The 14441-nt window shown below is 65.4% G+C and carries 14 protein-coding genes; 7 read left to right on the top strand and 7 right to left on the bottom strand.

Annotated features, from left to right (window positions below; translation table 11 throughout):
• Window positions 1–37: 37 nt before the first annotated feature.
• Window positions 38–925 (bottom strand): Sco1979 family transcriptional regulator, encoded by an 888-nt coding sequence (locus tag JZ791_RS28900; protein WP_216898511.1) that lies wholly within the window; start codon window positions 923–925, stop codon window positions 38–40.
• A 539-nt stretch (window positions 926–1464) separates the two neighbouring features.
• Here JZ791_RS28900 and JZ791_RS28895 point away from each other — a divergent pair.
• From JZ791_RS28895 to JZ791_RS28885, 3 genes are all read left to right on the top strand, one after another.
• Window positions 1465–2937: an MDR family MFS transporter gene (locus JZ791_RS28895; RefSeq protein ID WP_216898510.1), complete on the top strand. Its 1473-nt coding sequence runs from the start codon at window positions 1465–1467 to the stop codon at window positions 2935–2937.
• Window positions 2938–2954: 17 nt separating this feature from the next.
• A complete protein-coding gene (locus JZ791_RS28890; RefSeq protein WP_216898509.1) occupies window positions 2955–3788 on the top strand; it encodes a thioesterase family protein in 834 nt (277 codons plus the stop codon).
• A 158-nt stretch (window positions 3789–3946) separates the two neighbouring features.
• The gene (locus JZ791_RS28885) at window positions 3947–5188 is read left to right on the top strand and encodes an MFS transporter (protein ID WP_216898508.1); all 1242 of its coding nucleotides are present in this window, start codon (window positions 3947–3949) and stop codon (window positions 5186–5188) included.
• On the opposite strand, the gene JZ791_RS28880 is transcribed toward JZ791_RS28885, so the two are convergent.
• Together JZ791_RS28880 and JZ791_RS28875 are read right to left on the bottom strand one after the other, a co-directional pair.
• A complete protein-coding gene (locus JZ791_RS28880; protein WP_216898507.1) occupies window positions 5152–6102 on the bottom strand; it encodes a GlxA family transcriptional regulator in 951 nt (316 codons plus the stop codon). The genes JZ791_RS28885 and JZ791_RS28880 overlap by 37 nt on opposite strands.
• Complete coding sequence (locus JZ791_RS28875; RefSeq protein WP_216898506.1) at window positions 6103–6330, bottom strand: hypothetical protein; 228 nt, start codon at window positions 6328–6330, stop codon at window positions 6103–6105.
• Window positions 6331–6449: 119 nt separating this feature from the next.
• Here JZ791_RS28875 and JZ791_RS28870 point away from each other — a divergent pair, with 119 nt between their 5' ends.
• Entirely contained in the window at window positions 6450–6815 is a 366-nt protein-coding gene (locus JZ791_RS28870) for a DoxX family protein (protein ID WP_216898505.1), read from the top strand.
• A 1-nt stretch (window position 6816) separates the two neighbouring features.
• Here JZ791_RS28870 and JZ791_RS28865 read toward each other — a convergent pair whose 3' ends face one another.
• Window positions 6817–7305 carry a DinB family protein gene (locus JZ791_RS28865; protein WP_254206461.1) on the bottom strand — a complete coding sequence of 163 codons (489 nt, stop codon included), beginning with the start codon at window positions 7303–7305 and terminating at the stop codon, window positions 6817–6819.
• A gap of 132 nt (window positions 7306–7437) precedes the next feature.
• Here JZ791_RS28865 and JZ791_RS28860 point away from each other — a divergent pair, with 132 nt between their 5' ends.
• Window positions 7438–8442, top strand: a complete 1005-nt coding sequence (locus tag JZ791_RS28860; RefSeq protein ID WP_216898504.1) for an NADPH:quinone reductase — start codon at window positions 7438–7440, stop codon at window positions 8440–8442.
• Window positions 8443–8499: 57 nt separating this feature from the next.
• On the opposite strand, the gene JZ791_RS28855 is transcribed toward JZ791_RS28860, so the two are convergent.
• The gene (locus tag JZ791_RS28855; RefSeq protein ID WP_216898503.1) at window positions 8500–9534 is read right to left on the bottom strand and encodes an NAD(P)-dependent alcohol dehydrogenase; all 1035 of its coding nucleotides are present in this window, start codon (window positions 9532–9534) and stop codon (window positions 8500–8502) included.
• 287 nt (window positions 9535–9821) lie between these two features.
• Window positions 9822–11021 carry a hypothetical protein gene (locus tag JZ791_RS28850; RefSeq protein ID WP_216898502.1) on the bottom strand — a complete coding sequence of 400 codons (1200 nt, stop codon included), beginning with the start codon at window positions 11019–11021 and terminating at the stop codon, window positions 9822–9824.
• 531 nt (window positions 11022–11552) lie between these two features.
• Between JZ791_RS28850 and istA the strand changes: the two genes are divergently transcribed.
• On the top strand, window positions 11553–12794 hold the full coding sequence (istA, locus tag JZ791_RS28840; protein WP_216898500.1) for an IS21 family transposase: 1242 nt from the start codon (window positions 11553–11555) through the stop codon (window positions 12792–12794).
• A complete protein-coding gene (gene istB, locus JZ791_RS28835; protein ID WP_216898499.1) occupies window positions 12794–13615 on the top strand; it encodes an IS21-like element helper ATPase IstB in 822 nt (273 codons plus the stop codon). Before istA ends, istB begins: the two co-directional genes overlap by 1 nt.
• Window positions 13616–14159: 544 nt before the next feature.
• Here the strand turns inward: istB and JZ791_RS28830 are convergent.
• A partial coding sequence (locus tag JZ791_RS28830; RefSeq protein ID WP_216898498.1) for a lipase family protein occupies window positions 14160–14441 on the bottom strand: 282 nt, incomplete at its 5' end.

Genomic DNA, 14441 nt, shown 5'->3' with positions numbered 1-14441 from the left:
GCTCCAGGCGCCCGTCGGCTTCAGCTCCCCGGCCCCCTCAGAGCGCCTCGGCGGCCTCGATGATCATCGCGCGGGAGCGATCGGGTGTCTCGGACTGGACGGATACCCGGTCCATCACCCGCCGGTAGTTCTCCAGGTCGACCTGCTTGTCCATGTACGTCGAGCTGGTCAGCTGTTCGGTGTAGACGATGTCGGGCAGATCTTCCTCGGCGAAGCGCAGCATGGTGAACGAACCACCCACTGCCGCATGACCTCCGGCCGCGTACGGCAGTACCTGGATGGTCACCCGGTAGTCCTCTGTCACCCGCACCAGATGCTGAAGTTGGTTGCGCAGCACCGCGGCTCCGCCGACCGGGCGGTGCAGCACCGACTCGTCCAGCACGGCCCACAGCGTCGGGCCGTTGGGGCGGGTCAGCAGTTCCTGACGACGTTTGCGTAGCTCGACGCGGCGGGCCGAATCGAGTGACTCGTGGCCGAGCGCGACGACCGCACGGGCGTAGTCCTCGGTCTGCAGTAGGCCCGGAACCAGTTGCGCCTCGAAGGTTCTGATCGACAAGGACGCCTGTTCGAGTCCGAGAAAGTTCTCGAACCAGGACGGCAGCAGATCGCTGTAAGTGTGCCACCAGCCGGGCGCGTTCGCCTTGCGGACCAGCTCCAGGAACACATCGATATCGCCGCGCTCGCGGACGCGGTAGAGATCGAGCAGGTCACGTACGTCGCGTTCCTTGAAACCCGTGCGCCCCAACTCGAGTCGGCTGATCTTGGCGGTGGAGCCGCGAATGTAGTCGGCGGCCTCCTCGGGCGTGACGCCCGCCTGGTTACGGAGCTTGCGCAAGTGGGTGCCGACCAGCATCCGAAGAGCCGTCGGACCTCGATCGACATCGATGGACTCGACGCCGAAGATCCGGAAGGACTCTGCGGTCATGAGGTCAACTCCGATACTCGAAGGTCTCTGGCGGTGAGGATGCAATCGTATTCGTCGCACACATCACCGCGCCAGTAGCCATGGTATCGCCCGACGCCCCGGTAGTCGAACCCTTCGCCCCGTTTGCGCCACCGTATCGCGGTGGGTTCCAACGGAATCTGAACGTCTGACCAGCGACAATCGGACGTGTCGGTTATGTGTCGAATAGGTGAATCCCCGCTGCACCGCGGGAATCCGGTCCCGTCTGTGCCACCGGAGGGCCGAACCGGCCCGACCGACCGTACCGGGGCCGCGCCGAAAGGACCTGATCGGCCCGCGATCGCATGGATTCGGTTGGCGATCAGAGGGTTTCCGGTGAGCGAGGCGTTCACACACCGGAAAATCGAGTGACCGGCGCGATGTGAGCTGGAATACTTTCGCCATTGCGATGAGTTGAGGCGATGGTCCCCGTCTGAACATATGTGGCGCCGCGACCCACCGTCGAGAAGCGGCATCCGACCACGCACAACCCGCACCGAATCCGCTCCGGAGGTACCCCGATGTCCGTCGATCTAGACACTCGTCCAAGACGGACGCCGACCGTCATCCGGCTGCTGGTGCTCGCGACCTTCGTCGTGATCCTCAACGAGACCATCATGATCAACGCGATCCCGCGCCTGATGACAGATCTGCGGGTCAGCGAGCGCTCGGCGCAGTGGGTGTCGACCGCCTTCATGCTGGCGATGGCCGCCATCATTCCGGTAACGGGCTGGTTCCTGCAGCGCGTCAGCACCCGGCGCGCCTACGCCCTCGCGATGGGCATATTCCTCACCGGCACCGCGATCGCCATGCTCGCGCCGACTTTCCCGGTGCTGCTGCTGGGCCGGGTCGTGCAGGCGGGGGGCACCGCGGTCATGATGCCGCTGCTGATGACCACCCTGATGACGGTGGTCCCCGAACGCGATCGCGGACGGGTGATGGGCAACGTCACCCTGGCCATCTCGGTGGCGCCCGCCATGGGGCCGGTCATATCCGGTCTGGTGCTGCAGATCGCCTCGTGGCGTTGGCTTTTCGCGTTGGTCCTGCCAATCGCGGGCGCGGTCACCTGGTTCGGGCTGCGGCAGCTGGAGAATATCGGCGAACCGGAGACCGGGTCGATCGACTGGCTCAGCGTCGTGTTCGCCGCACTCGGATTCGGCGGGCTGGTGTTCGGCCTGAGCCGGTTCGGCGAGGGCAGCGTCGCCGAACCCACGCTGATCGTCGCCGCGGGCCTGATCCTGATCGGCGCATTCGCCGGACGTCAGATTCGGTTGCAGCGCACCGGCACTCCGCTGCTGGATCTGCGCACACTGCGGTTCGGTCCGTACACCAAGGGCCTGATCCTGATGGCGGTGGCGTTCCTGGCCATGCTCGGCTCGATGATGCTGCTGCCGCTGTACCTGCAGAACCTGCGGCATCTGTCGCCGCTGGCGACGGGCCTGCTGGTGATGCCAGGCGGTTTGGCCATGGGCGTGCTGGGCCCGACCGTCGGCCGCCTGTTCGATCGGTTCGGCGGGCGGATACTGGTCATTCCCGCTTCGGTCGGGATCACCCTGGCACTGGCCGGATTCACGCAGATCTCGCTCGGCACGCCGTACTGGCAGATCCTGGCTCTGCACATCCTGTTGATGCTGTCGCTGGCCGCGGCCTTCACGCCGGTGTTCACGCTGAGCCTCGGCGCGCTGCCGGAACATCTGTACTCGCACGGCAGCTCGATGCTCGGGACACTCCAGCAGGTGGCCGCGGCATTCGGCACCGCGCTGGTCATCACGGTGATGTCGTCCCGCAGCACGACGCTGATCGCGCACGGGACCAACCCGCTGACGGCCGGCCTGGACGGTCTGCGCCTGGCCTTCGTGGTCTCGGCCGCGCTGTCGGTGCTGGTCATCGTGGCGGCGATCCTGCTGCCGAACCGGTCGTCCACACCGCTCGAGGAGGTCGCGGCCTCCACCGACGCCGTCGACGAGCCGGTGACGGATCTGATCATCGACTGATCGGTAGCCTGAAGACCATGAGCCTGGTGCCGCCGAGCGATCTTCCCGACTCGTTCTTCGTCGCGACGCGGGACGATCCGGACACCCCGGACACCTTCGACACCTTCGACAGCACCTCCGCGACGGCCGGCCCGTGGAGTGCCGAGGCGCAGCACGGCGGCCCACCGTCGGCGCTGCTCACCAGGGCACTGGATGCCGCGGCCACCGAGCGCGGACTGCGGCTGGTGCGGGTGAGCATCGAACTGGCCCGTCCGGTCCCGGTCGCGACGGTGCACGTGCGGACCGAGGTGGTCAAGGGCGGGTCGCGCACGTCGATCCTCGAGGGCGCGCTGTCCAGCGGCGGTAAGGACGTGTTGATCGCCCGGGCCTGGGCGGTGCGCGAAAGTCCCGGAACCATACCGAGTGTCGACCACGAACCGGCCATGCCGCCGGTGCCGGGGCCACAGGAATTCCGCGGTATGAGCGGTGCGCACCTCGGTGGTTATCTCTCGGCGATGGAGTGGCGATTTCCCGGCGCGCGGTCGTCGTTCGATTCCCTGGGGCCGGACGATATGTGGGCGCGCCAGCGAGTGCCGCTGATCGCCGACGAGAAGGACACCCCGGTCACCCGGGCCCTCGTCGTCGCCGACACCAACTGGGCGGTGGCATTCGAACTGGACCGGCACGGCTATTTCCTGGTCAACACCGACCTCACGGTCACCTTCGCCCGGTGGCCGATCGGGGAATGGATCGGGCTGCGATCCCGCACGCGCGCAGAGCCTTTCGGCACCGCGTACGCCGTCGGGACCATGTACGACATGAACGGGTCGTTCGCATCGGTCTCGCAGAGCCTGTTGGTGTCCACCCTGTAGCCGACCGCACCTCGCGTTCGCTGAAATCCCACATGTCCGCTGAAGATGTCCTAATCCGTTCGCAATATGTCATTCCTGCCACTTGTTCAACGGCCTCGGTGCGACGAGGCTCGACTTGACCTCAGTGAACAGGCATTTTCGTGCGGGGAGCAATGCATATGCGAACTTCGGAAATCAGCGCACCACCGGCAACACATCAGTGGGTCAAGCCCGCCGCGGCGGTCGCGGCGGCGGGATGGGGTGCGCAGCAGTTCACCCCCATGCTGCTGCTATATCAGGACCACCTGCATCTGTCGAATACCACCGCACAGTTGACCTTCGCCGCGTATTCGGTCGGATTGCTACCGGGATTGCTTCTGGGCGGGCCGTTTTCGGATCGATTCGGCCGCCGCGCGGTGATGATTCCGACGATGATCGCGTCGGTGGTCGCGTCCCTGCTGCTCATCGCCGGACCGTGGGGTGTCGGGTGGATCATCGCCGGACGGTTGATCACCGGCATCGCCAGCGGCGCGGCGTTCTCGAGCGGTGCGGCCTGGTTGCGGGAGCTGTCGGCCCGGTCCACGCATGACGCCAGCCAGGGCGCGCGCCGGCTCACCGTCGCCATGGGCGTCGGATTCGCGCTGGGGCCGCTCGTCGCCGGGGTGCTGGCTCAGTGGGCGCCGCTGAACACGGCCGTCCCCTATCTCCCGCACCTGCTGCTGGCGGGCGCGGCCCTGTACCTGGTGTCGACCACGCCGGAGACCCTGACTCGCGACCCGAATGCGAATATCCTTGCCGCACTGCGGATCAGGGAGGTTCGCGACCGCAGATTCCGGATGATCGTGGTGCCGCTGGCGCCGTGGGTGTTCATTCCGGTCGCGGTGATCCTGGCCTACGTACCCGCGGTGATCCACGAGAGCGTGCGCGGCTGGACGATGATGTTCGCGGCCGTCGTGACCACGTTCAACGCGGGAGCGGGCATCCTGGTGCAGAAGTCCGCCAAGAGGATCGACGCGCGCGGCCGGCAGTATCTGATCCTGACCTCGTTCGTGCTGACGATCATCGGCATGCTGTTCGCGGTCGGGTCGGTGCGGTGGCTCAGCCCGAGCTTGGCGCTGATCGGCGCGCTGATCCTCGGCGCGGCGTACGGATGCGCCCAGGTGTGCGGGCTGATGGAGGTGCAGGCGATCGCCGATCCGGCGCGGTTGGGTGGCCTGACCTCGGTGTATCAGGCGCTGACCTATATCGGGTTCACCGCGTCGTTCGTACTGGCCGTGCTCGCACCGCTGGGGAGCCCGACGCGACTGCTGATCTACGTGACCGTCCTCGCGGCGATATCCCTGGTCTGGCTGATCTGGGCGCAGCGAGCGGTGGACAACGAGGCTCACACCACCGATTCGCCGCGGAAGGTGCGCCGGTAGGCGTCCGGGGACACCCCCGCGTGCTTGCCGAAATGCCGGCGCAGGTTCGTCGAGGTGCCCATGCCGATCCGCGAGGCGATCTGCTCGACGCCGAGATCGGTTGTCTCCAAAAGATTCTGGGCTGCGAAGACACGCTGGGAGTTGAGCCACTGCAATGGCGCGACCCCGGTCGTGGCCAGGAATCGGCGGTGCAGTTGACGCGGGCTCATATGCGCCACCGCGGCGATGTCGGAGATGCTCAGCGGCTGGTCCAGACGGTCCAGCACCCAGGTGCGCACCTTGGTCATGACATCGTCGTCGTCGGTGGCCCTGAGCGGCGCGATGAACTGGGCCTGTCCGCCGTCGCGATGCGGCGGCATCACCAGATCGCGCGCGACGTCGTTGGCGACGCGGGGCCCGACGTCCTTGCGAATCAGGTACAGGCACAGGTCGATTCCCGCCGCCTTGCCCGCGGACGTCAGCACCGTGCCCGCGTCGACGTACAGCACCCCCGGGTCGACCTCGACGCGCGGATACTCCTGCGCCAGACGGGCGGCGTGCCGCCAATGGGTGGTGGCCCGCCGTCCGTCGAGCAGGCCCGCGGCGGCCAGCGTGAACGCACCGGTGCAGATGGATACGACGCGCGCACCGGCCTCGTGCGCCGCGCCGACCGCCTCGATGAGTTCCGGCGGCTGGCTGCGATTCCGGTCGCCACACGCGGGGACGATCACGGTGTCGGCCGACAGCAGGCCCTCGAAATCGTCGTCGAGGTCCGCGTGCAGCCAGGTGCCGATGGTGGCCGAGGGCGCCCCGCAGGTTTTCACCGAGTAGTGGTCCCGTGCCGCGGCCATCGAGAACACCTCGTAGGCGGAGGCGACCTCCAGCAGAGACATCTGTGCGGCGAGCGCGATAGCCACGCGATGGGGGCCGGACATTCAGCGCTCCGAGGTGCGGCGGGCGTGTACGGTCCAGCGGTCGTCGACCCGGTGGATCTCCAGGTCCCGCTCGAAGCCCCGGCGCTGCCCGTATTCCACCCGCCAGCTGATATCCGAGACCAGGGCCGTCTGGTTCGCGCGGATTTCGACGCCGCGTAATTCCGGGGCGGGACCCGTCAGATCGGGTTGTGCGAACACCGGTCCGGTCCGCTCAGAATTCGCGGTCATCCATCCCCCTGCGCGTCGGTACCGCACCGATCCTAGCGCGAATTGTCACAGCAGCACGGGCAGCGACGTCTGCCCTATGACCAGGATTTCCGGTCCCGAGAACCCGCAAGGAGATACCCGTGAATCTCGCACTATGGATCGCGGCAGGCATGCTGGCCGTGGTTGCCCTGGTCGGTGGTTTCACCAAGGCTTTCGTTCCCAAGGCGACCCTGGCCCGGGCGCCGGGCGGGCGATGGACCGAACACGCCAACCCCGGCTTCGTCAAAACCCTTGGGGTCCTGGAACTTCTGGCAGCACTCGGCCTGATTCTGCCCAGGGCGCTGAATATCGCACCGGTCATGGTGGCGGTGACGGCGCTGTGCTGGGCCGTGTTGATGATCGGCGCGATCGTTACCCACCTGCGCCTCGGGGAGGTCACATTGGCTCCGGTCGGCCTGATCTATCTCGCCCTGGCCGTCTTCGTGGCCTGGGGACGATTCGGCTGAATCACACTTCGACGGTGAGTTGTTCCCGCAGGATGTCCCCGTGCCCGGCGTGCCTGGCGAAATCCTCGAGCAGTAACAGATAGATCCACCGCAGGCTAACTTCGCCGGCGCGCGGGTGCGTTCTGGTGACGTCGAGGTCGTAGTTTCCGGCGATCTCCCGGGAGCGTTCACTGGCCCGCTCGAATTCGGCGATGACGTCGGCCAGGGTTTCGTCGTCGCCGACGAGGAAGCTGGCATCACCCCTTTCCGTCGGCCCGTCGCACTGGTCTGCGGGCAGGCCCGCCAGGATGACCTGGAACCAGATTCGCTCGGCGACCGCGGCGTGTTTGAGCAGGCCGATCGGGGTGGTCAGCGAGACGACGAGGCGGCGGCGAGCCTGCTCCTCGGTCAGCCCGCGGGCCGTCTCGATCAATTCGGTCCGATTCCGATCGACCATGGTCTCGAGCATGCGGCGTTCGGGTGCGGTGGTGTCGCGATAAGGCGTTGGCATGGGCTTCCTTGGGTGTGTTCAAATTGGTCGAGAGAATGCAGCGGGAGGCCGGTTCTCCGATTCCGGCAGTGCGCGTTTACCGCTCACCGTGTCCGCGGAACACCGAGGGTGCCGTCGGTGTTGAATGCGACCATGCGCGCAATCGTCTACTCCGAGACCGGCACCTCCTCCGTCCTGCGGCTCGTCGAGCGGCCCGAGCCCGTCGCGGGGCCGGGTGAGGTGGTGGTCCGGGTCATCCGGGCGGGAGTCAATCCGACCGACTGGAAATTCCGCTCGGGGATCGCGGCGATCGATGACGAGGTCTCGCCCGGGCAAGACGGTGCGGGGACGGTGGAGGCGGTCGGACCGGGAGTGGACAACCTCGCGGTCGGCGACCGGGTCTGGCTGGCCATGGCGCAGCACGGCCGCCCCTACGGTACCGCCGTCGAGCTGACCGCACAACCGGCGAATCACGTTGCACCGCTGCCGGATACCGCGTCGTTCGACCTGGGTGCGGCGCTGGGCGTGCCGTTCATCACCGCACACCGGCTGCTGACCTCCGGAACCGTCGAGCGCCTCGCGCCCGGCGCGCTGGCCGGGCAGACCGTGCTGGTGGCAGGCGGGGCCGGCGCGGTCGGCAATGCCGCGATCCAGCTGGCGCGCTGGGCCGGGGCCGCCGTCGTCACGACGGTCAGCTCGCCAGAGAAGGCCGCGCTGGCGAGTGCCGCCGGTGCGCAGCATGTCGTGAACTATCGCGAGGGCGATCCCGCCGCCGCGATCCTGGCGGTCGCGCCCGAGGGCGTCGACCTCGTCGCCGAGGTCGCCCCGGCCGCCAACGCCCTGCTCGACCTGGCGGTGACCAGGGTGCACGGCACGGTCGCGATCTACGCCAACAACGGCGGCAACGAGCTGGTCCTGCCGATACGCGAAACGTACAGCAAGAACCTGCGCTTCCAGTTCACGATCCTGTACACCCTCGCCGAGCCGCTGCTGCAAGCGGCCATTCAGGACATCACCGCCGCCCTCACCGACAACGCCCTGGGTGCAGGCGAGGAGGCCGGACTCCCACTGCATCACTTCGACCTGAGCAAGACCGCCGACGCCCACGACGCGGTCGAGGGCGGCGCGGTCGGCAAGGTCCTGCTGGACCTCGCCTGAACCGACCACGAACCCGCCCGCCGATCTGTTCGACGAGAGGATCGGCGGCCCGGGTGTTCAGCCGTTGGGCAGGATCACGGCGCGCCCGTCGATCTTGCCCGCGTGCAGGCGTTCGTAGGCCAGCGGCGCCTCATCGAGGGAAAAGGTCTCGACATGCACCTCGACGGCGCCCGCCCGCGCCAGATCCAGGACCTCCAGCAGTTCACCGCGGCTGCCCCAATACGGGGACATGACGTTCACCTCGTACGGCAGCACACCGAACCCGACCGGTAGCGTGCCGCCGCCGAGCCCGACGATCGTCACGTCGCCCTCCATCGCGACGCACGCGCCGGCGGTCGCGGTGGTCGGCGGCGCGCCCACGAAGTCGAAAACCGCTGTAGCACCGCGCCCGCCGGTCAACTCCCGCACCCGGGCCGCCGCCTTGTCGTCGGAGACCACCGTCTCGTGCGCACCGACGGCCCGCGCCAACGCCAGCTTGTCCTGACTCACGTCGAGCGCGATCACTCGCGCCGGGCTCAGCGCCCGCAACAACTGAATCCCGACATGCCCGAGCCCGCCGGTACCGATGACCACCGCCGTACTGCCGGGGATCAATTTGCACAGCGACTTCTTGATCGCATGGTAGGGCGTCAGCCCCGCATCGGTGAGCGGCACCGACCGGACCGGATCCAGCCCATCCAGCGGCACCAGATGCCGCGCGTCATCGACGATCAAATATTCGGCAATCGCCCCCGGCGCCCCCAACCCCGGCGGATGAATCCCCAATTCACCGGCCCGCACACAGTAGTTCTCCCTCCCCGCCGCACACGCCGGACACGTCCCACACCCCCACGGCCCATACACCGCCACCGAATCCCCGATCTCGAATCCGGTGACCCCGGCCCCGAGCGCGGCCACGGTACCGGCCCCCTCGTGACCGAGCGTCAGCGGCAACGGAAACCCCACCTCGGGCATCGACATCACGGCGATATCGGAGTGACACACCCCCGCCGCGGTGACCCGCAACAGCACCTCACCCGGCCCCGGCTCAGGATCCGGAACGGTGACCACCTCGGGCGCCGCGCCGATAGCCCGATATTGCACAGCCTTCATGCGGTATCTCCTCTCACTGGGGAGCAGCTCGGTACTACTTCGCCGAGTATCCGCCATCGGCGAGGCGACACGCACCGCTTTCGGCAAACTTTAGGCTATCTTCTGTCCGGGCCGCCTCTTCCGCGACGCGTAACGCTTATTCACGGCTCGTCGACGCAGGCTGCACGAGTCGACCGCCCCTGCCTCACCGGCCGATGTACGGAGCAATTGCCGAATCAAGCCCTACACAACGAATCGCCGTTATGCATGGCCGAAGGCGAGGCCGAAAAACTCACGAGGACGCCCGATTATTTCGGGCGTCCGGACAGAACTGACTCCAGATATGAACGATCTAATTCTATCGGCTCATTCAGTCGCCAAGTATTGCCTCGCTTGCCCAGTTCACCCGTCGCCATAAGTGGAACTCTGGCACGCAAGGCCGATATCGCTAGCTGCCAGTCGACACCGGCAAGCGGGATGGCTACTCGGCGAGTTCGATTGCCAACTTCGGCATGAATTATGGCATCGCCACTCTGATCGTCAGGAGAATCACCGTCCTCCTCCAGTTTTAGTTCCTTCACGAGACCCACTAACGTGGCCCTCTCCGGCTCTGTTCTCCGTATCAGCCGTCTTTCAACTTCCAATAACCCGTCAATTGCGGTTCGATCCAAGGATATACGAGTCGGAACCGGAACACGCTGCGGTTCAGCAGCCGCCCATTCGAAAGATAGGTCGAGACCGCGAAGCCCTTCCGAAGCGCTCATTTCCTGGAGAGCTTGTACAACCTGCAACCTCAGCCCCTGATCCATTGCTTCGTCGACATCGGCAAAGTTACTCGGCGCTGCAGCAAATCTACGTGTAACATCGAGGCTCCTCGCCAGTGACATCATTACCCGACGTGTGAAGCTTGACGTTACCGGGTCGGACTCACCCGAGGCGCTGGCCTGCGGAACATCGGGTTCGATGTCATCAATACGCGCCGCGACCGTAATTACAAAACTCCCCTTCTTCGTATGCCCCATACGGATATCATCATTCAGAAACTCGTTGACATAATCCGGAATTCGACCACGGCCGCTCGACCGCGGATTATGCGCCGACAGCGCGGCAGCGCGGATCATTTGATCAATACCTTCAAGCATACCCGCTGCCTGCCGGAGCGGAATAGTGCCGTCCCTCATGCTCTGATCAATTCTGACGAAAAAGAGATCAGCGCGAACCGAAGCAACCTTCTCAGCGAGCTCGGGTAATTCTAGATCATATGCCCCGGTTAAAACACTTATCGCCTCTCGAAGCCGCCTGTCGTAGTCGACAAAAGTAGGTTCCCGAGGAAGTAGCACAGATACCGGTCGCTGACCATCGCCTTCCTCGAGTACCCACACCTGATCGAAGCGACGATCGACTTTTTTTGTCCAGTTTCGAGTAGCGAGAAACTGGGCTACGTTAGCCGGTGTCAGAATATCTTCGTACTCAACTATTGACTCGACGGAGCTATTGCCGGTTGCCATTTACTCGCCTCCTCTATTAATTCGAGTAACGATCTCGGTGTCAGCAAGTGCTCTTTGAACCGTCTGACTTTTCTGTTCCTTCTTCAGAGCCGGGAGCTCATGACCCCAGTGCCAATACATATGACTACGGGCCAGAAGACCGTCATGATCCAGCTTGAGCCAACGCCCCACCTCCGCAGGTGTCACAAGCACACAGAATAGCGCAGGGTTCGAGCGGTTCAGCCGAGACATCTTGTCATACGCTCTGGAATCCAGCGACCAAGCGATCGTATCTTTTCGCTCTATCGTTATTTGACCTGAGCACTTGAGCTGCATGTCGATGCCCGGACCGTACATGTACGGTGAGTAGTCGACACTGGAGCTGAGAGTCACGTCCTTGCAGTCATAGTCCTGCGACCACCGCCCCAGGGACAGGCCGCAGGAGCTCGCTAGCATTGTCGACAGAACGTGAATACTGACCCCCGCGTGGCATCTGAAAATTGACCCCTTTGGTCGGGACGCTGGTTCTAACCGAGCCAGGAGGACGAAGGGATGCTTGCTGTGGAAGATTGGGCAGAGATCCGTCGTTTGCACCGCTCAGAGGGTGTTCCGATCAAGGCGATCGCCCGGTTGATGGGCGTGTCCCGCAACACCGTGCGGGCAGCTGTGGCCTCGGACAGGCCGCCGAGATACGAGCGGCGGCCGAAGGGGTCGATCGTGGACGCGGTCGAGCCGCAGATCCGCGAGTTGCTGAAGGTGTATCCCACGATGCCGGCGACGGTGATCGCCGAGCGGATCGGCTGGACCCGGTCGGTGCGGGTGCTCTCGGGCCGGGTCGCGGAGTTGCGTCCGGCGTATCTGCCGCCGGACCCGGCGTCGCGGACCGCGTATGTCGCCGGAGAGGTCGCCCAATGCGATTTCTGGTTCCCGCCGATCGAGCTGCCGGTCGGGTTCGGGCAGGTCCGCGGCCCGAAACAGCTACCGGTGCTGACGATGGTGCTGGGCTATTCGCGGTGGCTGACCGCGATGTTGATCCCGTCGCGGCATGCCGAAGACCTGTTCGCTGGCTGGTGGTCTCATATTCACCGGTTGGGTTCGGTGCCAAGGGTTTTGGTTTGGGATGGCGAAGGAGCGATCGGTCGTTGGCGCGGCGGGCGTAGTGAACTCACCGCCGAATGTCAAGCCTTCCGCGGAACGCTGGGCACGAAAGTGCTCGTCTGCAAGCCCGCCGATCCCGAAGCCAAAGGCATGATCGAACGAGCTCACGACTATCTCGAACGCTCGTTCCTTCCGAGGCGAACATTCAGTGGCCCAGACGATTTCAATACCCAGCTCGAGGATTGGCTGGAGTTGGTGAACGCTCGGACACGCCGCGCGCTGGGTTGCGCGCCGACCGATCGGATCACCGCGGACCGTCAGGCGATGCTGATGCTGCCGCCGGTGGCGCCGGAGACCGGCTGGCGGCGGTCGGCGCGACTGCCGCGTGATCACTACATTCGCTTGGATTCCAACGATTATTCGGTGCATCCTTCGGTGATCGGGCGCCGGATCGAGATCCTCGCGGACCTCGAGCGGGTCCGAGTATTCTCCGGCGGGCGGATCGTCGCGGATCATGAGCGGATCTGGGCTTGGCATCAAACCCTGTCCGACCCGACTCATGTCGAGGCGGCGAAGGTGATGCGGCGCGGCCGGATCGGTGTCCTGCGTCCGGCACCCGAACCAGAGGTCCAGCAACGCGATCTGACCGACTACGACACCGCACTCGGTATTGACATCGAAGGCGGGGTGGCGTGATGCCCGGCCGGACCAGAACCAGCACCGCGACCAGAACATCCACTGCAGCGCGGGATTTCACCGCCGAGTTGACGTTCCTGACTCGGGCGTTGAAGGCGCCGTCGCTGCGGGAAGCCGCCGCGCGGCTGCCCGAACGGGCCCGCGCGGAGAACTGGACCCACGAGGAATTCCTCATCGCCTGCCTGCAACGCGAAGTCTCCGCCCGCGAATCCCACGGCGGTGAGGGACGCATCCGCTCCGCACGATTCCCTTACCGCAAATCGTTGGAGGAGTTCGACTTCGGGCACGCCCGTGGTCTCAAACGGGATGTGATCGCGCACTTGGGCACTCTGGATTTCGTCACCGCGAAGGAGAACGTGGTGTTCCTGGGCCCGCCCGGCACCGGCAAAACCCACCTGGCCATCGGGCTGGCGATCCGAGCCTGTCAGGCCGGGCATCGGGTCGCGTTCGCCACCGCCGCGGACTGGGTCGCCCGCCTGGCCGAAGCCCACCACGCCGGCCGCCTGCAGGCCGAGCTGATCAAGCTCGGCCGCTACCCACTACTGGTGGTCGACGAGGTCGGCTACATCCCGTTCGAGAACGAAGCCGCCAACCTGTTCTTCCAGCTCGTCTCCTCCCGCTACGAGCGCGCCTCGCTGATCGTGACCAGCAACAAGGTCTTCGGCCGCTGGGGCGAGGTCTTCGGCGACGACGTCGTCGCCGCGGCCATGATCGACCGCCTCGTCCACCACGCCGAGGTCATCGCCCTCAAAGGCGACAGCTACCGGCTCAAGGACCGCGACCTCGGCCGCGTCCCCGCCGCCGGCACAACTGAAGAATGAAACCATCAACCCACCGACCAAGAGGGGTCACGATTCGAGTGCCGAGAAGTGGTCAAGATTCACGTGCCGTTGACAAGCATGTGGACATAAGCTTGGCTGAGTTCTTCCTGCATCGCACTAACCGGCAACGAGCCGTCAGGAGCTTCATGAGACAGCGCGACCGTCATCGAAACCACCCCGTGCAAAGCATGGCTCATTGAACCACGACAAGCTGTCGATCCGCTTCGCAATCTGCGCCGTTCGTGCCTGCCTGGTGTGAGCCTCGGAACGCCATGTCGACCAAGCAGACTTGAATCAATACAGTGTCGGTTCGAGTTCGACCGGGGGTACCGACTTCTTTAGCGGCTGTGGATTTTCGGTTGTGCGTTGCTGATCGAGTCGATGAGGGCGCCGAGTCAGCCAGGCCGTCGGCCCCGATCGTCTACTTCGATCCCGCTGATCCGCTGGGGATGATGCCGATGACAGGCCGGCCCGGGGACGAACGGTTGCCCAGGAGAGATCACCCTCGGCGGACACCGCCGATCGGACCGAGCTTCTCGCGTGGTCAGTTGAATGTGCAGCCGGACAACGGGGTTCCGTTGAGCCGGGCCAACAGCCAGGGGATGGCGCCGTTGGTGCCGTAGCCGTCGAGGAGTTCGGGGCCGAAGTGGTTGGGGAGAACCGCGCCCGGGGCTATCGGGGGGAGATTGTTGGTGCGGAAGGTGACGGTGGCGTTCTTGGCGCACCAGTCGGTGGCCAGGCGGCGGGCCTGGGGGTAGGGGACGGTGTCGTCGTTCAGGCCGCTGGTGATCAGGACGGGGGTGGCGGGGGTGAGGGTGCCTATGCG

It is taken from the genome of Nocardia alni (genome assembly GCF_019038435.1).
Taxonomy (GTDB): domain Bacteria; phylum Actinomycetota; class Actinomycetes; order Mycobacteriales; family Mycobacteriaceae; genus Nocardia; species Nocardia alni.
Note: the sequence above shows the minus strand (reverse complement) of the source record. Positions and strands in the feature narration are given on the sequence as shown.